The sequence below is a fragment of the Streptomyces sp. NPDC030814 genome, from assembly GCF_055572155.1.
In genome coordinates, this window is record NZ_JBVIDX010000021.1 from 92,209 (window position 1) to 112,578 (window position 20,370).

Consider the following 20,370-nt stretch of genomic DNA (forward strand, 5'->3'; position numbering starts at 1 on the left):
AGAAGGGCAGACCACAGGCGCCCTGAGGGCTCAGGTGGGCCGGCGTCCACGCTACGCCGACATGGGCCGCTCCACTCTGATCGACTGCAGCAACCCCACCGCCACCCATACCGCGAACATCGACGAACCGCCGTACGACACGAACGGCAGCGGCAGACCGGCGACCGGCATGATGCCGAGGGTCATGCCGATGTTCTCGAAGGACTGGAACGCGAACCACGCGATGATGCCGCCGGCGACGATCGTGCCGTACAGCTCGGTGGTCTCGCGGGCGATCCGGCAGGCGCGCCACAGGACGACACCGAGCAGCAGGATGATCAGCCCGGCTCCGACGAAGCCCAGCTCCTCCCCGGCCACCGTGAAGACGAAGTCGGTCTGCTGCTCCGGCACGAACTGTCCGGTGGTCTGCGAGCCCTTGAACAGCCCGGTGCCGAGCAGGCCGCCGGAGCCGATGGCGATCCGGGCCTGGTTGGTGTTGTAGCCGACGCCCGCCGGGTCCAGCTCGGGGTTGGCGAAGGCCGCGAACCGGTTGATCTGGTACTCGTCGAGCACCCCGAGCTGCCAGACGGCGATCGCGCCGATCGCGCCGGTGCCGATGAGTCCGAAGACCCACCGGTTGGACGCGCCGGAGGTGAGCAGTACACCCAGCACGATGACCACCATGACCATGACCGAGCCGAGGTCGGGCATGAGCAGCACGATCAGTATCGGCACGGTGGCGAGCCCGAGGGCCTGCACGACGGTGCGATGGTCCGGGTGCGGTTTGTCCCCCGCGTCGACCCGCGCCGCGAGCAGCATCGCCATCCCCAGGATGATCGTGATCTTCACGAACTCGGAGGGCTGGAGGGAGAAGCCGCCGCCGATGACGATCCACGCGTGGGCGCCGTTGATGGTCGCGCCGAGGGGGGTCAGCACCAGCAGGATCAGCAGGACCGAGATGCCGTACAGGATCGGTACGGCCGTGCGCAGTGTGCGGTGGCCGAGCCAGACCGTGCCGGCCATCAGGGCGATGCCGATGCCGGTGTTGAGCAGGTGGCGGAGCAGGAAGTAGTACGGGTCGCCCTGGTTGAGCTCGGTGCGGTTGCGGGTCGCCGAGTAGACGAGGGCCGCGCCGATCAGGGAGAGCGCGATGGCCGAGAGCAGTATCGGCCAGTCGAGCCGGCGGGCGAGCGAGTCACGGGCCAGCAGCCGGGTCCAGCCGGAGCGTTCGGGCCCGTACCCGGAGACGGAGAAGCTGTTGCCGGTCATACGGATGTCCTCCGCGTGGGCTCTCCGCCGGGGGTGCCGATGGAGGCCGTCGTCGGTCGGCTGCGGCGCTGCCGTGGCTGGTGGCGCAGTTCCCCGCGCCCCTTCGGGGCGCTGCCGCAGCCGGTACGCCGTCGTGCCGCGCGGTTGCCGGCGCCGCCGCGTGTGCTGACGATCGCCGCGGGTTCGTCGGGCGCCATGGTCCGGGCGCCCGGCTCGGTGACGACGGCCGCCGTCAACGGCGCGGTGCCGAGGGGTCCCGTCGCCGGTGCGGTGACCGCGCCGTCCGTCCCTTGACGGTAGGAGACGGGGAGGGCGCCCGGCCCCGCGGCCAGCGTCCGGGCGTCTTCGGTGGCCTGCTCCTCGTCGGTCTTCTTCGGCGGGTACGTCTCCACCTTCGGGGCGTCGATCGAGCCGTCGGACTCGATCTTCGGCAGCTTCTTCTGCGGGGTCGGCAGCAACGCCTTGCTCTTGTCGATCTTGCCGTCCTCGGAGACTCCGTAGAGCGCGTTGTAGAGCTTGCGCACGGCGGGCGCCGAGGCGCCGGAACCCGTACCACCCTGGGAGATCGTCATGACGATCGCGTAGTCCTTGGTGTAGGTGGTGAACCAGGAGGTCGTCTGCTTGCCGTAGACCTCGGCGGTACCGGTCTTGGCGTGCATCGGGATCTCGTCCTGCGGCCAGCCCTGGAAACGCCAGGCTGCCGTACCGCGGGTGGCGACTCCCTCAAGGGCTTCGTCTATCTCGTCGCGGGTCTGCTTCGACATCGGGAGCTTGCCGTGCGACTTGGGCGCGATCTCCCGCACGTGCTTGCCGTCGGCGCTGATGATGGCCTTGCCGACGGTGGGGTCGTACAGGGTGCCGCCGTTGGAGATGGCGGCGTAGATGGTGGCCATCTGGATGGGGGTGACGAGGGTGTCGCCCTGGCCGATGGAGTAGTTGACGGAGTCACCGGCGCGCAGGCGGTTGCCTTCGAGGCAGTTCTCGTAGGCGATGCGCTCGGCGTAGGTGCCGCTCTTCTTGCCGGTCTTGCACCAGACGTCCTTGTTGGCCTTCCAGTAGTTCTGCTTCCACTTGCGGTCGGGGATGCGGCCGGTGACCTCGTTGGGCAGGTCGATGCCGGTCTCGGCACCGAGGCCGAACTGGTGGGCGGTCTTGTAGAACCAGTCCTTGGCGTTCTTCTTCGGCTCGGTGCCGCCGTCGCGCTTCCACTCCTCGTGGGAGAGGCGGTAGAAGACGGTGTCGCAGGAGACCTCCAGGGCGCGGCCGAGGCTGATCGCGCCGTATCCCTTGGACTCGAAGTTCTTGAAGACCTGGCCGCCGATGGCGTACGAACTGGAGCATTCGTACGGGCCGTTGAAGGAGTAGCCCGCGTTCACCGCGGCGGCGGTCGGGACCACCTTGAAGACGGAGCCGGGGGCCGACTGGCCCTGGATCGCACGGTTCAGCAGCGGGTAGTTGGACTTCTTGCCGGTGAGCTTGGCGTAGTCCTTGGCGGAGATGCCGCCGACCCAGGCGTTCGGGTCGTAGTCCGGGTTGGAGGCCATGGCGACGACGCGGCCGGTCTTTGCCTCCATGACGACGACGGCACCGGAGTCGGCCTTGTAGTTGGTGCCGGTGTTCCGGTCCACCTGCTTGCGGGCTTCCTTCATCGCTTCGTTGAGTTCGTACTCGGCGATGCGCTGCACCCGGGCGTCGATGCTGGTGACCAGGTTGGCGCCGGGCTTGGCGGGGTCGGCCTCGGCCTCACCGATGACGCGGCCGAGGTTGTCCACCTCGTAGCGGGTGACGCCGGCCTTGCCTCGCAGTTCCTTGTCGTACTGCCGCTCCAGGCCGGACCGGCCGACCTGGTCGGAGCGCAGATACGGGGAGTCGGTGTCCTGCGCCTTGGTGATCTCCTCGTCGGTGACCGGCGAGAGGTAGCCGAGGACCTGGGCGGTGTCGGCGCCGCCGGGGCTGGCGTAGCGCCGTACGGCCTGGGGTTCGGCGGTGATGCCGGGGAAGTCCTCGGAGCGCTCGCGGATCTGGAGGGCCTGCTTGGCGGTGGCCTCGTCGGTGATGGGGATCGGCTGGTAGGGCGAGCCGTTCCAGCAGGGCTGGGGGGTCTCGGAGTCGCACAGCCGGACCTTGTCCATGACCTCCTTGGGCTTCATGCCCAGGACGCCGGCGAGCTTGGTGAGGACGCCCTTTCCGTCGTCGTCCATCTTCAGCAGCTCGGTGCGGGAGGCGGAGACGACGAGCCGTGTCTCGTTGTCCGCGATGGGCACTCCGCGCGCGTCCAGGATCGAGCCGCGCACGGCGGGCTGGACGACCTGCTGGACGTGATTGCCGGAGGCCTCCTTGGCGTAGGCGTCGCCCTCGCGGATCTGGAGGTACCAGAGGCGTCCGCCGAGGGTGCCGAGGAGGGAGAAGACGAGGATCTGGATGATGACGAGCCGGATCTGGACCCGTGGCGTCCGCCCGGTCTCCGGGATGTTGGTCACTGTCTCCCCCTCTCAGTGCGTGGACGAGTGATGCCGGTGCGGGGAGTGCACCGCTCGGCCGTGATGGGTTCCCGTCTCCGTCTGCCATGCCATCTGACGTCCCGTCACAGCCGCTTGACCCCCTTGATGCGGCCCGCCCGGGCCGCCCGTGACCGCGCGGCCTTGATGCGCAGGCCCCCGCGCTGGCTGCCGATGCGCAGGCCGGTGCCGGAGGAGAGCCAGCCGGCGGAGACGTCGGCGGCCTTGGCCGCGTTGTTGGTCTCGGCGAGCGGGTCGTTGTCGGCGCGCCGGGCGAGCGCCATGATGCCGGGGACGACGAAGGGTGCGAGCAGCAGGTCGTAGAGCGCGGCGGTGAACAGCAGGCCGGGCAGGCCGACATGGCGGGCGGCGTCGTCGCCGACGAGGGCGCCGACACCGGCGTACAGCAGTGTGGCGCCGAGCGCGGCGACGACGACCACGAGCATCGGCCCGGTGGCCGACTTCAGGCGGCCCGTCTCGGGCTTGGCGAGGCCCGCGAGGTAGCCGATGACGCACAGGACCAGGGCGTACCGTCCGGCGGCGTTGTCGGCCGGCGGGGCGAGGTCGGACAGCAGTCCGGCGCCGAACCCGATGAGGGCGCCGCCGACGTGGCCGTACACCAGGGCGAGGCCGAGGACGGTGAGGAGGACCAGGTCGGGTACGGCGCCCGGCAGGTGGAGTCTGGCGAGGACGCTCACCTGGATCACCAGGGCGACGATCACCAGGGTGGTGGAGAGCAGCATCCGGTTGAAACGCATGAAGGGGTCAGCTCCTACTGTCCTACGTCTACTGCTCTTGCTGCACGCCGGCGCCGTCGCCGGGTTCGTCGGCGCGCGGGGTGACGGTGACCGTCACGGTCGGCCGCGGGGTGGGCTTCGGCTTCTCCGGAAGCACCGTGTCGCGTGGGTCCTTGCGGGGCGGCTGGACGACGACGCCGACGATGTCGAGTTGGGTGAAGGCCACGTACGGCTTGACGTAGACGGTGCGGGTGAGGTCGCCGCCGGAGGGGTCGACGCGGGAGACGACGCCGACCGGAACGCCGGGCACGAACGGCTTGTCGGCCTGGGAGCCGAAGGTGACGAGACGGTCGCCCGCCTTCACCTTGGCCTTGCCGTTGAGGAGTTCGACGCGCAGCGGGCGGTCGCCCTGGCCGGAGGCGAAGCCGAGTTCGTCGGTCGCCTCCATCCGGGTGCCGACGGTGAAGTCGGGGTCGTTGGCGAGGAGGACCGTCGCGGTGTTCGGGCCGACGGTGGTGACGCGGCCGACGAGTCCGTCGCCGTTGAGGACCGTCATGTCGCGGGTGATGCCGTCGTTGGTGCCGATGTCGATGGTGACGGTCCAGGAGAAGCCCTGGGCGGCTCCTACGGCGATGACCTCGGCGCCCTTGATGCCGTACCGGCCGTTGGCGGCGGTCTTCAGCATCTTGTCGAGTTGGCGCACCCTGCTGCTGTTACGGGCGTCGCTGCCGAGCGACGCCTTCAGCTCGGCGTTCTCCTTCTCCAGTGCGGCGAGGCGGTCGTGGCGGGACCCGGAGTCGCGGACCGCGCTTATGGCGTTGCCGATCGGGTCGACGGCGGTCGACACCCCGTCCTCGATCGGGCCGAAGACGGCGGCCGCGGCACGTCGGGCACCGTCGACCGGTGAGTCCTCCCCGCCGCGGATGTCCACCGTGATCAGTGCGAACGCGACGGCGACCAGCAGCACCAGGAGCAGCCGGCTCTCTCGTGTGTCCCTCACGTGCGGCGGCCGTGCCTTCCTCATAGCAATTCGACAGGAATTGGGGAATTCGGGTAGCCCCTGGGATTCCCCGGACGGGAACGGCAGGGGCCTTTGGGGGAGCTTATGCCTCAATATCAATGATCCGCCGTACGAGAGGAGAACGTCCCGTACGGCGGAATCGAAGTGTTACGTCATCTGCGGGGCTGGGCGTCGAGCACCTGCTGCAACGCCTCGAACTCCTCGACACACTTGCCGGAACCGAGCGCCACGCTGTCCAGCGGGTCCTCGGCGATATGGATCGGCATACCGGTCTCCCGGCGCAGCCGCTCGTCCAGTCCGCGGAGCAGGGCACCTCCGCCGGTGAGGACGATGCCGCGGTCCATGATGTCACCGGAGAGTTCCGGCGGGCATTTGTCGAGGGTCGTCTTCACGGCGTCGACGATGGCGTTGACGGGTTCCTCGATCGCCTTCCGCACTTCCGCGGCGGAGATGACGACGGTCTTGGGCAGCCCGGACACCAGGTCCCTGCCGCGGATTTCGGTGTGCTCGTCAGCGTCGAGGTCGTACGCCGAACCAATCGTGATCTTGATCTGTTCGGCCGTCCGCTCACCGAGGAGGAGGCTGTACTCCTTCTTGATGTGCTGGATGATCGCATTGTCCAACTCGTCGCCCGCGACGCGGATGGACTGGGCGGTGACGATGCCGCCGAGGGAGATGACCGCGACCTCCGTGGTGCCGCCGCCGATGTCCACCACCATGTTGCCCGTGGCCTCGTGGACCGGCAGGCCGGAGCCGATGGCCGCGGCCATGGGCTCCTCGATGATGTGCACCTGACGCGCGCCGGCCTGGGAGGACGCCTCGATGACGGCGCGTCGCTCGACCCCGGTGATACCGGACGGCACGCAGACGACGACCCGGGGCCGGGCGAGATAGCGCCGCTTGTGGATCTTCAGGATGAAGTAGCGGAGCATCCGCTCGGTGATCTCGAAGTCGGCGATCACACCGTCCTTCAGCGGCCGTACGGCAACGATGTTGCCGGGCGTCCGGCCGATCATCTTCTTCGCCTCCGCGCCGACCGCGAGGATGCCACCGGTGTTGGTGTTGATCGCGACGACGGACGGCTCGTTCAGTACGATCCCGCGACCCCTGACGTACACCAGCGTGTTGGCGGTCCCGAGGTCGACAGCCATGTCACGGCCGATGAACGACATTGAGTTCCCCATCAGGATTCGTCTGGCCTTCCCAAGTTGAGCGCTGAGGGCTTTTGAGGGCGTTTCAGGGCTTTTACGGGTCGGCGAAGTGGGTGCTGTGACGTGAAGGCTTACATCGTAGTCTCGCCCGCACGAACACTGCGCGAGGGTCTTCGCCATTGTGGGCATGCGATGCGTCGCCTCGCCTCTGGAGACGGTCCATCGGGGGTGCGCGTTCCCCCGATCGCCACGCATATGCCGTTGTACGGCCGTTTTTCGGCGGTTTGGCAGGTCAGGCGGGGAGTAGGCCGTGTGGGTGGTGGCCGAATACCGCGGCGGGACAAGGACGATGGGGGCGAGCGGACCTCAACGCCCCCGCCGCCGCGAAGGGTACTACGCCCGGCCGGGGAAGAAGATCTTGACCTCGCGCTCGGCCGACTCCTCGGAGTCCGACGCGTGGATGAGGTTCTCGCGGACGATGACGCCGTAGTCACCACGGATGGACCCGGGCGCCGCGGCGATCGGGTCGGTCGGACCGGCCAGCGCCCGCACACCCTCGATGACACGCTCGCCCTCGACGATCAGCGCCACGACCGGCCCGGAGGACATGAACTCCACCAGCGGCTCGTAGAACGGCTTGCCCTTGTGCTCGCCGTAGTGCTGCTCCAGGGTGTCCTGATCCAGCGTCCGCAGTTCCAGCGCGGTGATCTGCCAGCCGGCCTTCCGCTCGATACGGCTGATGATCTCGCCGGTCAGGCCGCGCCGGACGGCGTCGGGCTTGAGGAGGACGAGGGTGCGCTGGCTCACGGTGGTGACTCCTTCATTTCACAAGTGTGCGGAGCTCAGAGGCTACAGGGCGGGCCCGAGAGGGTGTCACGCAGCGTCAGGATGCCCGCCGCGGGACGGGGCCGGGACAAACCGCGGCCGGACGGTTCAGGACGCTCCCGCACCGGCCTCGGTGGAGGCGGCCTGGGCCGCGAACCGTGCCTTCGCCTCGTCGACCTTGCGGCCGAAGTGGACGGACGCCCACCACAGGGCCGCGAACACCGCGCCCATGAAGAACATGGTGGGCACGAAGAACCCGGACAGGATCAGCGCGATCTGGAGCGCCCAGCCGAGCATGACACCGCCGGGCCGGGTGACCAGCCCGCACAGCACGACGCACAGGAACATGGCGACACCGCTGACCGTCCAGACGGTCGACATGGCCAGGTCCGGGTCCTTCATGGCGACCAGCCCGGCGAAGCCGATCACGAAGAGCTCACCGATCAGGGTGGAGGCACAGAGGGTACGCATGGGTGAGATCAGCCCTTCCCCAACAGCAGCCGGGCTTCGCCGACGGTGATGACGGAACCGGTGACGAGGACACCGGCGCCCGCGAACTCGCCCTCCTCCTCGGCGAGCGTGATCGCCGCCTCCAGGGCGTCCGGCAGCCGCGGCTCGACCTGGACGCGCTCCTCGCCGAAGACCTCCACCGCGATCGCCGCCAGTTCGTCGGCGTCCATCGCGCGGTGGCTGGAGTTCTGGGTGATCACGACCTCGGCGAAGATCGGCTCGAAGGCCTCCAGGACACCCCGTACGTTCTTGTCGCCGCTCGCGCCCACGACTCCGACGAGCCGGCTGAAGTCGAACGCCTCACCGACCGCCTCGGCCGTGGCCCGGGCGCCCGCCGGATTGTGCGCCGCGTCCAGCACGACCGTCGGGGAGCGACGAACGACCTCCAGTCGGCCCGGCGACGACACCGACGCGAACGCCTTGCGGACCGTGTCCGCGTCCAGCGGCTCCGGCCGCTGCGACCCGACGCCGAAGAACGCCTCGACGGCCGCGAGGGCAACGGCCGCGTTGTGCGCCTGGTAGGGGCCGTGCAGCGGGAGGTAGACCTCGGGGTACTCGCCGCCCAGCCCGCGCAGGGTGAGCATCTGCCCGCCGACGGCGACCTGCCGCGAGACGACCCCGAACTCCAGGCCCTCACGGGCCACGGTCGCGTCGACCTCCACGGCCTTCTTCAGCATCACCTGCGCCGCGTCGACCGGCTGCTGCGCCAGGATCACCGTCGCGTCCTGCTTGATGATCCCGGACTTCTCCCCGGCGATCTCGGCGGGCGTCGTGCCCAGCCGGTCCGTGTGGTCCAGGTCGATGGGGGTGATGACGGCGACGTCCCCGTCGATGACGTTGGTGGCGTCCCAGGAGCCGCCCATGCCGACCTCGACGACGGCAACGTCCACCGGCGCGTCGGCGAAGGCGGCGTACGCCATACCGGTGAGCACCTCGAAGAAGGAGAGCCGGTACTCCTGGGAGCCGTCCACCATCTCGACGTACGGCTTGATGTCCTGGTACGTCTCGACGAACCGCTCGGCCGAGATCGGCGCGCCGTCCAAGCTGATGCGCTCGGTGATCGACTGGACGTGGGGGGAGGTGTAGCGGCCGGTGCGCAGTTCGAAGGCGCCGAGCAGGGCCTCGATCATGCGGGCGGTGGAGGTCTTGCCGTTGGTGCCGGTGATGTGGATCGAGGGGTACGACCGCTGCGGCTCGCCCAGGACGTCCATCAGCGCGGCGATCCGCTGGACCGACGGCTCCAGCTTGGTCTCGCCCCAGCGGGTCGCGAGGTCGGCCTCGACCTCGCGCAGTGCCTTGTCGACCTCCGGGTCCGCGGGCCGCGACGGTACGTCGGTCTGCGGGGCCCCGCCCTGCGCGCGCAGGGTACGGCTGCCGGCCTCGATCACCGCGAGGTCCGGGTCACGGTCCGTCTCAGCGGCGATGATCTCCTCGAAGGGGTCGATCGGGTCGGGCTGCTGGTCACTGCGTTCGCTCACGGGGCCCAGTCTACGGAGGACCGACCGCCGGGCGCCCAACGGCTCGGGGTACGCGTTCGAGGGCGAGTGCGGGTGCGGGTGGTGTGTGGCCGGCCGCGCGGTTCCCCGCGCCCCCTGTCTCCAGCGGTTACCCGTCGCCCTGTTCAGCTGCGGGCAGTCGTGCCGCTGGGGCGGCACTGGTGAGCGCCGGGTCGTGCGGCCCGCCCCGGCAAGCGGAAACCCCCGGTGCCCAGGAGCACCGGGGGCCTTCGTGGGCCTAAGGGCTGTCCCGTAATCCCCGGCGGGCGCACGACGCCGGCTACGGCACCTCGCCGCGTTGTCGGAACGCCCGCATACATCCAGTATGCGGACGCCCCTCCGCCTTGCGATGCTCCCCCACTGCCTGAACGGCGTGGGAGGTGCCCCCAGCATCCGACGCCGTGCGCTGATCCACCGCGGATTACGGGACAGCCCTTAGGACGGCTACGCCTTCGGCAACCGCTCCAGCTGGGCGGCGATGCGGGCGATGTCCTCGTCCGCCTTGGCAAGGCGGCCACGGATCTTCTCGACCACCTGGTCCGGGGCCTTCGCGAGGAACGCCTCGTTGCCCAGCTTGGCCGTGGCCTGGGCCTTCTCCTTCTCGGCGGCGGCGAGGTCCTTCGCGAGCCGCTTGCGCTCGGCGGCGACATCGATCACACCGGAGAGGTCCAGCGCGACCTCGGCCCCGGCCACCGGCAGGGTCGCGGTCGCCGAGAAGCCCTCGCCCTCGGGCTGGAGACGGAGCAACTGGCGGATGGCCGCCTCGTGCGGGGCGAGCGCCGTGCCGTCGAGGGTGAGACGGGCCGGGACGCGCTGGCCGGGCTGGAGGCCCTGGTCGGCGCGGAAGCGGCGGACCTCGGTGACGACCTGCTGGACCAGCTCGATCTCCCGCTCGGCGGCGTCGTCGCGGAAGCCGCCCGGCGCCTCGGCACCCGGAACGGACACGGCCTTCGGCCAGTCGGCGATGACGAGGGACTCGCCGCCGGTCAGCGTCGTCCACAGGGTGTCCGTGACGAACGGGACGATCGGGTGCAGCAGCTTCAGGGTGACGTCGAGGACCTCACCCAGGACCCGCTTGCTGACCTCGGCCGGCTCGCCGCCCGCCTGGAACGTGGTCTTGGACAGCTCCACGTACCAGTCGAAGACCTCGTCCCACGCGAAGTGATAGAGCGCCTCGCTGAGCTTGGCGAACTGGAAGTCCTCGTAGTACGCGTCGACCTGCTCGATCGTCTCGTCGAGGCGGGCGAGGATCCAGCGGTCGGTCGCCGAGAGCTTCGACGCGTCCGGCAGCGGGCCCTCGACCGTGGCGCCGTTCATCAGCGCGAAGCGCGTGGCGTTCCAGATCTTGTTGGCGAAGTTGCGGGAGGCCTGGACCCAGTCCTCGCCGATCGGGACGTCGGTGCCCGGGTTGGCGCCGCGCGCGAGGGTGAAGCGGAGCGCGTCGGAGCCGTACTTGTCCATCCAGTCGAGCGGGTCGACGACGTTACCGAAGGACTTCGACATCTTCTTGCCGCGCTCGTCGCGGACCAGGCCGGTCAGCGCGATGGTCTTGAAGGGGACCTCGCCGTCCATCGCGTAGAGGCCGAACATCATCATCCGGGCGACCCAGAAGAAGATGATGTCGTGGCCGGTGAGCAGGACGTCGGTGGAGTAGAACTTCCGCAGGTCCTCGGTCTGTTCGGGCCAGCCGAGCGTGGAGAACGGCCACAGGCCGGAGGAGAACCAGGTGTCGAGGACGTCGGTGTCCTGGGTCCAGCCCTCGCCGGTGGGCGGCTCCTCGTCGGGACCGACGCAGACCGTCTCGCCGTCCGGGCCGTACCAGACCGGGATGCGGTGGCCCCACCAGAGCTGGCGGGAGATGCACCAGTCGAACATGTTGTCCACCCAGTCGAAGTAGCGCTTCGACATGTCCTCGGGGTGGATCTTGACCCGGCCGTCGCGGACCGCGTCACCGGCGGCCTTGGCCAGGGGCGCGACCCTGACCCACCACTGCATCGACAGCCGCGGCTCGACGGTCGTCTTGCAGCGGGAGCAGTGGCCGACGGAGTGGATGTAGGGGCGCTTCTCGGCGACGATCCGGCCCTGCGAGCGCAGCGCGCCGACGACGGCGTCACGGGCCTCGAAGCGGTCCTGGCCGAGGAACGGGCCGTGGACCGTGATGATGCCGTGCTCGTCCATGATCGTCATGGAGGGCAGGCCGTGGCGCTGGCCGATCGCGAAGTCGTTCGGGTCGTGGGCGGGGGTGACCTTGACGGCGCCGGTGCCGAACTCCGGGTCGACGTGGGTGTCGGCGACGACCGGGATGCTGCGGTCGGTGAGCGGCAGCTTGATCAGCTTGCCGATGAGGTGCTGGTAGCGCTCGTCGTCCGGGTGGACGGCGACGGCGGTGTCACCGAGCATCGTCTCCGCACGCGTGGTGGCGACGACGAGGCTGTCCTCCCCCTCGCCGTACCGGATGGAGACCAGCTCGCCGGCGTCCTCCTGGTGCTCGACCTCGATGTCGGAGATGGCCGTCAGACACCGGGGGCACCAGTTGATGATGCGCTCGGCGCGGTAGATCAGCTCGTCGTCGTAGAGCCGCTTGAAGATGGTCTGGACGGCCTTGGACAGCCCTTCGTCCATGGTGAACCGCTCACGGTCCCAGTCGACTCCGTCGCCCAGCCGACGCATCTGGCCGAGGATCTTGCCGCCGTACTCCTCCTTCCACTGCCAGACGCGCTCGACGAACTCCTCGCGGCCCAGGTCGTGGCGGGACTTGCCCTCTTCGGCGAGCTGCTGCTCGACCTTGTTCTGTGTGGCGATACCGGCGTGGTCCATACCGGGGAGCCACAGCGACTCGTACCCCTGCATGCGCTTGCGCCGGGTCAGGGCGTCCATGAGGGTGTGCTGGAAGGCGTGCCCGAGGTGCAGGCTGCCGGTGACGTTCGGCGGCGGGATGACGATGGTGTACGCGGGCTTGTCGCTCTTGGCGTCGGCCGCGAAGTAACCCTTCTCTACCCAGCGCTCGTACAGCGTCCCCTCTACATCGGCCGGCGTGTACTGGGTCGGCAGATCGGTGGCGGGCGCTGGAGGCTGCTGCTGAGCGTTCTCGGTCACGCGCTCAGTTTAGGGGTGTCACGGGGTGGTCCCGAAACTCGATTCTTCGGTAACGGTGTGCCCCCCGGTGCGTGGGACCCATCGACTTTGCGCCAGGATGTCAGGAACACATAAGCATCTGGAGGGGAACCCAGAACATGAGTCACAACCAGCCGGGCCCGTACGGCGGGCAGCCCCAGCAGCCCGGGCCGTACGGTCAGCCGGGCCCCTACGGCCAGCAGCAGCCGCAGGCCGCCCCCCAGCCCGGCTACGGCTACCCGCAGCAGGCGCCCCCGCAGCAGCCGGGCTACGGGTACCCGCAGCAGACCCCTCAGGGTGTCCCGCCCCAGACCCCGCCCTACGGCCAGCCCCAGGCCCCGTACGGCCAGCAGCCGGGCTACCCGACGGTGCCCCAGCCCCCGGTGGCCCCCGGCGGTGCCGGCAAGAAGATCGGCATCATCCTGGGCGCGGTCGCCGTGGTCGCGGCGGTCGCGGTCGGCGCGTACTTCGTCTTCGGCGCAAGCGGCAGCGCAGACATCGCGGACGACGGCCCGCACAAGCTGACTGCGCCCGAGACGGTGCTCAGTGAGTACAAGAAGGGCAACGACTCCGGCGACGGGATGACCGCCGAGGAGCTGAAGAAGGCCGAGAGCTTCGGTATCAAGAACCCCAAGGACGTCAGCGCCAGCTACCAGGCCGGTGACAAGAACAACCCCCTGTCCGGGAAGGCGATCACGTACGGCGGCGTCTACGGCGAGATCGAGGACCCGGGGAAGGCCGTCGACGGGTTCCTCGCCCTCCAGAAGGAGGAGGCCGAGAAGAACGACGTCACCTTCGTCGGTGAGCCCGAGGAGTACACGCCCGACTCGCTGGACGGCGCCATCATGAAGTGCCAGAAGGCGAAGGGGGAGTTGGACGAGAGTGCCACCGGCAACGGCGGGCCGAGCGAGATGAACCTGGTCTACTGCGTCTGGGGCGACTACAGCACCCTCGGCTTCGTGATGCCCATGGAGTACGCGGACCTCGCGGCGGGCAAGTCGACGGACCCGAACACGGCGGCCGACATCGCGGCGAAGCTCCGCAAGGAAGTTCGCGTCAAGATCTGACCCCTACGCGAAGGGGCACCCGGCCAATCCGGCGCGGGTGCCCCTTTGTCGTGGCGCCGTCAGTCACCCAACGCCTTGTTGCACGCGGCGGAGATGTGACGTGTGTTGGTTATCAGCAGGGAGAGCTGACCCACGCACTTCCAGTTGTTGGAGACCCGGTTGTAGCCGCATGCCTGCGTCACCCTGGGACCCACACGGTAGCCCTGGTCCTTGAGGTACTCCACGCAGTCGAACGGGTCGGCCTGCGCGGGGCCGGCCGTGACCACGGGCATGACCCCCGCTGCCGCCACCACACTCAGCACTGCCAGAAAGCGCCTTGCCCTCATCGTCACATTCCTTCCGTTCACGGGCTCGGGGTGGTCGGACCCGAGACACACAGAAGATCACTTGAAGTGCGCATGACGCCAGCGCGTTTGCCGTGCCTGGCTGGATCCCGCCGGCGGTCAACGCAAAAGGGCACCCAAGGCGATGCCTCGGGTGCCCTCTTGGTGCACGTGTCCGGCGGTTACGCCGTCTTCTGCTCCCCCGGCCCCCGCCCCCGCGCGTCCCTCGGGATGAGCGTCGGGTTCACGTTGGAGTGGACCACGTCGGCGGTGATGACGACACGGGCCACGTCCTTGCGGGACGGGACCTCGTACATCACCGACATCAGGACCTCCTCCATGATGGCGCGCAGGCCGCGCGCGCCGGTCTGGCGGAGGATGGCCTGGTCGGCGATGGCCTCCAGGGCCTCGCGCTCGAAGTCCAGCTCGACACCGTCGAGTTCGAAGAGGCGCTGGTACTGCTTCACCAGGGCGTTGCGGGGCTCCACCAGGATCTGGAGGAGGGCTTCCCGGTCCAGGTTGTGGACCGAGGTGATGACCGGAAGGCGGCCGATGAACTCGGGGATCATGCCGAACTTGACCAGGTCCTCGGGCATGACGTCCTCGAACTGGTCCTTGGACTCCAACTCCCGCTTCGAGCGGATCGTCGCGCCGAAGCCGATGCCCTTGGCGCCCGCCCGCGACTCGATGATCTTCTCCAGGCCGGCGAAGGCACCGCCCACGATGAACAGGACGTTCGTCGTGTCGATCTGGATGAACTCCTGGTGCGGGTGCTTGCGGCCGCCCTGCGGCGGCACGGAGGCCGTCGTGCCCTCGAGGATCTTGAGGAGGGCCTGCTGCACGCCCTCGCCGCTCACGTCCCGCGTGATCGACGGGTTTTCACTCTTCCGCGCGACCTTGTCGATCTCATCGATGTAGATGATCCCGGTCTCGGCCTTCTTGACGTCGTAGTCGGCCGCCTGGATGAGCTTCAGGAGGATGTTCTCGACGTCCTCGCCCACATAGCCGGCCTCCGTCAGCGCCGTCGCGTCCGCGATGGCGAACGGGACGTTCAGCATGCGGGCCAGCGTCTGGGCGAGCAGGGTCTTGCCGGAGCCGGTGGGGCCGAGCAGGAGGATGTTGGACTTGGCCAACTCGATCGCGTCGTCACGGCCTTGGCCGCCGCCGTTCTCCCCGGCCTGGACGCGCTTGTAGTGGTTGTACACCGCGACCGACAGGGCCTTCTTGGCGGCCTCCTGGCCTACCACGTACCCCTCGAGGAACTCGTAGATCTCGCGGGGCTTCGGAAGCTCCTCCCAGCGGACCTCACTGGTCTCCGCGAGCTCTTCCTCGATGATCTCGTTGCAGAGGTCGATGCACTCGTCGCAGATGTACACACCGGGCCCTGCGATGAGCTTCTTGACCTGCTTCTGGCTCTTGCCGCAGAACGAGCACTTGAGCAGATCGCCGCCGTCACCGATGCGTGCCACGGTGTGCTTCCCCTTCGCCTGGGAGACGCCTGGACGATTGGAATCCAGCGGCTCCTGGTGCTGCCTTATGTCGACGGTACCTTGCCGGGCCCCCCGTTCGGGCCCCCCTTGGCACGGTTCGCTTTGACGTGCACCTTGTCGTGCACTGGGTCAAACGGTGCCAACCATGCCAAGGGGCGGCGAACAATACAGCCTTTCCGCCGTCAGCGGACGCTGCTGTTGTTCATCTTCCGCGTGGAGATGATCTGGTCGATCAGGCCGTACGACAGCGCGTCCTCGGCCGTGAGGATCTTGTCGCGCTCGATGTCCTCGCGGATCTTCTCGATCGGCGTGGTGGAGTGCTTGGCCAGCATCTCCTCCAGCTGCGAACGCATCCGGAGGATTTCGTTGGCGGCGATCTCCAGGTCGGAGACCTGGCCGCGGCCCGTCTCGCTGTACGGCTGGTGGATCAGCACGCGCGCGTTCGGCAGCGCCATGCGCTTGCCGGGCGTGCCGGCGGCCAGCAGGATCGCGGCGGCGGAGGCCGCCTGGCCCATGCAGACCGTCTGGATGTCCGGCTTCACGAACTGCATCGTGTCGTAGATCGCGGTGAGCGCCGTGAACGAGCCGCCAGGGCTGTTGATGTAGACCGAGATGTCACGGTCGGGGTCCATCGACTCCAGGCACAGCAGCTGTGCCATGACGTCGTTGGCGGAGGCGTCGTCGATCTGGACGCCGAGGAAGATCACCCGCTCCTCGAAGAGCTTCGCGTACGGGTCGTACTCGCGGATGCCCTGCGAGGTGCGCTCGACGAAGCGCGGGATCACATAGCGGGACTCGGCCGTGGGGCCGGTGTACTGGGAGCTCGCACGGTCGTAGAGGCCGTGGCCGGGGAAGTCGTTCACTGTGGGTCTCCTGGGAGCCTGAGAGGGGCTGAGGCGGTCGGCTGGGGGCTTTCGGGGGTGCGGGGTCGGCTGCCGCGCCGGGCTGCGCGCCGTCGTACGTCCGTGACGGCCGTCGTACGCCCCGTACGGGGCCCGGAGCCGATCCCTCCGCCGTAGGCCCTCCTGGGGGCTCCTACGGCGGTAGGACGCGACCGGGCTCGCACACGGCGACGCGCGGCACGGCGGGTGCCGTTACGCCTGCCCGGCCCCGGTGCCGCCGCCGCCCGGCATGCCGGCGGCCGTGGCGATGACGTCGTCGATGAGGCCGTACTCCTTGGCCTCGAAGGCGTCGAACCAACGGTCGCGGTCCGAGTCGCGGGTGATCTGCTCGACCGACTGGCCGGTGTGCTGCGACGTGAGCTCGGCCATGCGCTTCTTGGTGTGCAGCAGCCGCTCGGCGTGGATCTTGATGTCCGAGGCCGAGCCGGCGAGGCCGGCGGAGGGCTGGTGGATCAGGATCTCCGCGTTCGGGAGCGCGAAGCGCTTGCCGGGCGTGCCCGCGCTGAGCAGGAACTGGCCCATCGAGGCCGCGAGGCCCATGGCGATGGTTACCACGTCGTTCTTGATGTACTGCATGGTGTCGTAGATCGCCATACCGGCCGTGATCGAACCGCCCGGGCTGTTGATGTACAGGTAAATGTCCTTGTCCGGGTCGGCGGCAAGGAGCAGCAGCTGTGCGGTGATCTTGTTCGCGATGTCGTCGTCGACCGGCTGGCCGAGGAAGATGATCCGCTCGTTGAGCAGCCGGTTGTAGACATGGTCGCCGAGGCCACCGCCGATGGAAGGTTCGCCGGCGGCGGAGGGCATCAGATTCGTCACGTATCCACCTGCTCGTCTTACGACGGCGCCGGGCCGTCTCACGTTTCCCTGCGGGGGGCCTGGCGGCGGTTTCGCCGAGTGCTCCGGCCCCGTATTCATGGACCCTAACGCGGAGGCTCCGCCGGGGAATCCCGCAAAGGGAACTGTTCGCTGTCAGCGCATGCGCTCCGCTGGGGGAACAGGGCACCGTGTCACCCCCGGCCCCACCCGGGGGCGCGGGGAACTGCGCGACCGGCCCACAACAAAGCCGCACCCGCCGATCCGCCTGGCGTGGCAGACGCGAGTGCGGCTCGTACGGGGCTGGTCGCGCAGTTCCCCGCGCCCCCGGGTAGGCAGACGGGCCCCCGGGTCACAAGTGATCCGGGGGCCCGTCATGGCGCTGTGAACGGAGCGATCAGGCCTCGGGGGCCTTCTCCTCGGCGGCGGCCGGGGTCTCCTCGGCGGCCTCGGCGGAGCCCTCCGTGGTCTCGTCCTCGTCCTCGTCGTCGAGGTCGACGAGCTCGCCGTTGGTGTCCTTCACCGTGGAGGCCTCGACGACCAGGGCCAGGGCCTTGCCGCGGGCGACCTCGCCGACCAGGAGCTGGACCTGGTTGTTCTGGACGACGGCCTGGGCGAACTGGTCGGGGGACATGCCGGAGGAGGCCGCACGCCGCATGAGGTGCTCGGTGAGCTCCTCCTGGTTGACGTTCAGCTTCTCCTTGGAGACCAGCTCGTCGAGGACGAACTGGGTCTTGATGCCCTTGATCGCGGCCTCGCGCGTCTCGGTCTCGAACTCCTCCTCGGTCTTGCCCTGGATCTCCAGGTACTTCGCGAGGTCGAGGCCCATCTGGCCGAGCTGGTGGTGCTCCAGGTTGTGCTTGCGGGTGTTGATCTCGTCCTCGAGCAGCTTCTCGGGGACGGGCACCTCGACCAGCTCGAGCAGCTTCTCCAGGACGCGCTCCTGGGCCTGCGTGGCCTGGTCGTACTGCTTCATGTTCTCCAGGCGCTTGCGGCTGTCCGCGCGCAGCTCCTCGAGGGTGTCGAACTCGGAGGCGAGCTGGGCGAACTCGTCGTCCAGCTCCGGCAGCTCACGGGCGGCGACCTGGGTGACCTTGACGGTGACCTCGGCCTCCTTGCCGGCCGCCGAACCGCCCTTGAGCTCGGAGGTGAAGGTGGCCTCGGCCCCGGCCTCCAGGCCCTTCACGGCGTCGTCGATGCCGTCGAGCAGCTCGCCCGAGCCGATGGTGTAGGAGACGCCCTCGGCGACGCCGTCCTCCAGGACCTCGCCGTCGACCTTGGCCTGCAGGTCGATCGTGACGACATCGCCGTCCTCGGCGGCACGCTCGACCGGGGAGGTGGAGGCGAAGCGCTCGCGGAGCTGCTCGACCGCCTTGTCGATGTCCTCGTCGGTGACCTCGACGGCGTCGACCTCGACCTCGATGCCGGAGAAGTCCGGGATCTCGATGGTCGGGCGGACGTCGACCTCGGCGGTGAAGTTCAGCGTCTCGCCGTCCTTCAGCTCCGTGATGTCGACCTCGGGCTGGCCGAGGACGTTGAGCTCGGCCTCGTTGACCGCCTCGGTGTAGAGCTTCGGAAGTGCGTCGTTGACAGCCTCCTCCAGCACGGCGCCGCGACCGAACCGCTGGTCGATGACCCGGGCCGGGATCTTGCCCTTGCGGAAGCCCTTCACCGTGACCTGCTGGTTGATCTTCTTGTACGCCGCGTCGAGGCTGTCCTTGAGCTCCTCGAAGGGCACCTCGACAGTGAGCCGAACCCGGGTCGGGTTCAGGGTCTCCACGGCGCTCTTCACGGTTCGGTCTCCTTGTGGCTGACTTCTTGGGGTTCTGCTGGGCCCCCTGCCGGATCCGGCAGAGCCTCAGCGGATTAGCGGCCCTTGAGAGACGTGAGAGTGCAGACACACGGGCGCGCAGCTTGCATAGTAACCGCAGGCGGTACACGCCCCAAAAGGTGATCTTGAGACACCGGGTGCCCCGCGGGTCGTGCCCCGGCGGGTCCCGGCTGGTCGGCCCATCGGGTCCCGGCTGGTGGTCGGGGTGGCGGGATTTGAACCCACGGCCTTCCGCTCCCAAAGCGGACGCGCTACCAAGCTGCGCCACACCCCGTCTGGTGCGACACGTAGGGTACATGCCCCAGGACAGCCGGACCGCCGCATTTGCCGAGTGCGCGGGCGTGCGCGCGGGCGGACACCGGGGGCGACTCGGAAGGGGTGTGCGACGAGGGCGCCCGACCCGCTACGATGCCTTCAGTGCCGCGGTCTCCCGACCTGCGGCGCGACCTGTGCGGGCGTAGCTCAATGGTAGAGCCCTAGTCTTCCAAACTAGCTACGCGGGTTCGATTCCCGTCGCCCGCTCCAACGGCCTCCGGCCCGGCTTCGAGGGACTTCCTCGGATCCGGGCCGGAGGTTTTTGTCACGGCCGGAGCGCCGTCGGGGGCGCAGCCGGGGCGGCGCCGCGCGTCGCATCACGTCGCGTCGCTAGAACTGGATCGAGTTGATCGTTTCCGCTATCGAGTTCAGGAAGCGTTGGATGTCGTCGGCCATGCCGGTGGAGGCGAGGAAGAAGCCGAAGAGGATGGCGACGACGGCCGGGCCGGCCTTGATCGTCCCGCCTCGCATCAGGACGACGAGGATGATCCCCAGCAACAGAACCACTGACAGCGAAATGGCCACAACAGATCACACCCTCGGTCGGTCCGCACTCCCGGCCCGGGGCGCCGACCCCACGCGCACCCCGCCAGAACCATCGTGCCACCAACCAGGCCGTCCTATGCGGCAGGTGAGGCAACGTCGGCCACTGTGACGCGGAACCGCAGCCCCGGTCTGCGAGCGACGAGAGGGCACGGGGAGGGAATTCCAGGTGATCATTTCCGTGCACACACATCCCGTTCGCAGGTAATTCGAATTGTTGCCACAGACACATCAAGGGCCATGCGGAGAACGGGAATTAACCGGACATTCCGCCGGAGTCGCCCGAGCATGTTATGCACCGTTTAGTCCGGATGAATGCGGACAGAAGGTGCCTACGTCATGCTCCTCGGTGCACAGACAGTGACGCTCTGACTGATGCTCACTTCACCGAATGCCGGGTACCCGGAGAGGACACACGGTCCTCAATACGGGATTAACGTCGATGGTTTTACTGAATCGCACAGACAACGCTAGGGTGCCTCA

General features: G+C 68.6%; 16 protein-coding genes and 2 tRNA genes. 2 read left to right on the forward strand and 16 right to left on the reverse strand.

Translation table 11 applies throughout. From position 1 onward, the window contains the following. Positions 1 to 51: 51 nt before the first annotated feature. The 9 genes from rodA to ACZ43N_RS32615 all read right to left on the reverse strand — a co-directional run bounded on the left by rodA (position 52) and on the right by ACZ43N_RS32615 (position 12,582). A complete protein-coding gene (gene rodA / locus ACZ43N_RS32575; protein ID WP_468102644.1) occupies positions 52 to 1,248 on the reverse strand; it encodes a rod shape-determining protein RodA in 1,197 nt (398 codons plus the stop codon). Next, entirely contained in the window at positions 1,245 to 3,728 is a 2,484-nt protein-coding gene (mrdA, locus tag ACZ43N_RS32580) for a penicillin-binding protein 2 (protein ID WP_468102645.1), read from the reverse strand. The genes rodA and mrdA overlap by 4 nt, the downstream gene beginning before the upstream one ends. A gap of 104 nt (positions 3,729 to 3,832) precedes the next feature. Continuing rightward, positions 3,833 to 4,504: a rod shape-determining protein MreD gene (gene mreD / locus ACZ43N_RS32585; RefSeq protein ID WP_468102646.1), complete on the reverse strand. Its 672-nt coding sequence runs from the start codon at positions 4,502 to 4,504 to the stop codon at positions 3,833 to 3,835. A 28-nt stretch (positions 4,505 to 4,532) separates the two neighbouring features. Next, positions 4,533 to 5,483: a rod shape-determining protein MreC gene (mreC, locus tag ACZ43N_RS32590; protein ID WP_468102647.1), complete on the reverse strand. Its 951-nt coding sequence runs from the start codon at positions 5,481 to 5,483 to the stop codon at positions 4,533 to 4,535. A gap of 173 nt (positions 5,484 to 5,656) precedes the next feature. After that, complete coding sequence (locus ACZ43N_RS32595; RefSeq protein ID WP_004931372.1) at positions 5,657 to 6,676, reverse strand: rod shape-determining protein; 1,020 nt, start codon at positions 6,674 to 6,676, stop codon at positions 5,657 to 5,659. A 372-nt stretch (positions 6,677 to 7,048) separates the two neighbouring features. Beyond that, positions 7,049 to 7,462 (reverse strand): nucleoside-diphosphate kinase, encoded by a 414-nt coding sequence (gene ndk, locus ACZ43N_RS32600; protein ID WP_189941963.1) that lies wholly within the window; start codon positions 7,460 to 7,462, stop codon positions 7,049 to 7,051. Positions 7,463 to 7,588: 126 nt separating this feature from the next. Continuing rightward, complete coding sequence (locus ACZ43N_RS32605) at positions 7,589 to 7,951, reverse strand: DUF4233 domain-containing protein (protein ID WP_468102648.1); 363 nt, start codon at positions 7,949 to 7,951, stop codon at positions 7,589 to 7,591. A gap of 8 nt (positions 7,952 to 7,959) precedes the next feature. Beyond that, positions 7,960 to 9,468, reverse strand: coding sequence for a bifunctional tetrahydrofolate synthase/dihydrofolate synthase (gene folC, locus ACZ43N_RS32610; protein WP_468102649.1), 1,509 nt, complete (start codon positions 9,466 to 9,468; stop codon positions 7,960 to 7,962). 462 nt (positions 9,469 to 9,930) lie between these two features. After that, on the reverse strand, positions 9,931 to 12,582 hold the full coding sequence (locus ACZ43N_RS32615; protein ID WP_468102650.1) for a valine--tRNA ligase: 2,652 nt from the start codon (positions 12,580 to 12,582) through the stop codon (positions 9,931 to 9,933). A gap of 137 nt (positions 12,583 to 12,719) precedes the next feature. Between ACZ43N_RS32615 and ACZ43N_RS32620 the strand changes: the two genes are divergently transcribed. After that, the gene (locus ACZ43N_RS32620) at positions 12,720 to 13,667 is read left to right on the forward strand and encodes a hypothetical protein (RefSeq protein WP_468102651.1); all 948 of its coding nucleotides are present in this window, start codon (positions 12,720 to 12,722) and stop codon (positions 13,665 to 13,667) included. A gap of 59 nt (positions 13,668 to 13,726) precedes the next feature. On the opposite strand, the gene ACZ43N_RS32625 is transcribed toward ACZ43N_RS32620, so the two are convergent. The 6 genes from ACZ43N_RS32625 to ACZ43N_RS32650 all read right to left on the reverse strand — a co-directional run bounded on the left by ACZ43N_RS32625 (position 13,727) and on the right by ACZ43N_RS32650 (position 19,303). Next, the gene (locus ACZ43N_RS32625; RefSeq protein WP_468102652.1) at positions 13,727 to 13,993 is read right to left on the reverse strand and encodes a hypothetical protein; all 267 of its coding nucleotides are present in this window, start codon (positions 13,991 to 13,993) and stop codon (positions 13,727 to 13,729) included. Between the two features lie 179 nt (positions 13,994 to 14,172). Further along, the gene (clpX, locus tag ACZ43N_RS32630; protein WP_468102653.1) at positions 14,173 to 15,459 is read right to left on the reverse strand and encodes an ATP-dependent Clp protease ATP-binding subunit ClpX; all 1,287 of its coding nucleotides are present in this window, start codon (positions 15,457 to 15,459) and stop codon (positions 14,173 to 14,175) included. Between the two features lie 203 nt (positions 15,460 to 15,662). Beyond that, entirely contained in the window at positions 15,663 to 16,343 is a 681-nt protein-coding gene (locus ACZ43N_RS32635) for an ATP-dependent Clp protease proteolytic subunit (RefSeq protein ID WP_468102654.1), read from the reverse strand. A gap of 231 nt (positions 16,344 to 16,574) precedes the next feature. After that, a complete protein-coding gene (locus ACZ43N_RS32640; protein WP_055519442.1) occupies positions 16,575 to 17,189 on the reverse strand; it encodes an ATP-dependent Clp protease proteolytic subunit in 615 nt (204 codons plus the stop codon). Positions 17,190 to 17,595: 406 nt separating this feature from the next. Beyond that, positions 17,596 to 18,990 (reverse strand): trigger factor, encoded by a 1,395-nt coding sequence (tig, locus tag ACZ43N_RS32645; RefSeq protein ID WP_468102655.1) that lies wholly within the window; start codon positions 18,988 to 18,990, stop codon positions 17,596 to 17,598. 236 nt (positions 18,991 to 19,226) lie between these two features. Further along, positions 19,227 to 19,303, reverse strand: a tRNA-Pro gene (locus tag ACZ43N_RS32650). 177 nt (positions 19,304 to 19,480) lie between these two features. Between ACZ43N_RS32650 and ACZ43N_RS32655 the strand changes: the two genes are divergently transcribed. After that, positions 19,481 to 19,554: transfer RNA gene (locus ACZ43N_RS32655), tRNA-Gly, on the forward strand. Positions 19,555 to 19,674: 120 nt separating this feature from the next. Here the strand turns inward: ACZ43N_RS32655 and ACZ43N_RS32660 are convergent. Further along, on the reverse strand, positions 19,675 to 19,869 hold the full coding sequence (locus tag ACZ43N_RS32660) for a hypothetical protein (protein ID WP_286256627.1): 195 nt from the start codon (positions 19,867 to 19,869) through the stop codon (positions 19,675 to 19,677). Positions 19,870 to 20,370 lie beyond the last annotated feature (501 nt).

What these genes read in the sequence shown, in the direction of transcription:
- rodA (WP_468102644.1), bottom strand. Translation starts at nt 1,248, where the DNA reads ATGACCGGCAACAGCTTCTCCGTCTCCGGGTACGGGCCCGAACGCTCC.
- mreD (WP_468102646.1), bottom strand. Translation starts at nt 4,504, where the DNA reads ATGCGTTTCAACCGGATGCTGCTCTCCACCACCCTGGTGATCGTCGCC.
- ACZ43N_RS32595 (WP_004931372.1), bottom strand. Translation starts at nt 6,676, where the DNA reads ATGTCGTTCATCGGCCGTGACATGGCTGTCGACCTCGGGACCGCCAAC.
- ACZ43N_RS32605 (WP_468102648.1), bottom strand. Translation starts at nt 7,951, where the DNA reads ATGCGTACCCTCTGTGCCTCCACCCTGATCGGTGAGCTCTTCGTGATC.
- ACZ43N_RS32620 (WP_468102651.1), top strand. Translation starts at nt 12,720, where the DNA reads ATGAGTCACAACCAGCCGGGCCCGTACGGCGGGCAGCCCCAGCAGCCC.
- ACZ43N_RS32625 (WP_468102652.1), bottom strand. Translation starts at nt 13,993, where the DNA reads ATGAGGGCAAGGCGCTTTCTGGCAGTGCTGAGTGTGGTGGCGGCAGCG.
- ACZ43N_RS32640 (WP_055519442.1), bottom strand. Translation starts at nt 17,189, where the DNA reads ATGCCCTCCGCCGCCGGCGAACCTTCCATCGGCGGTGGCCTCGGCGAC.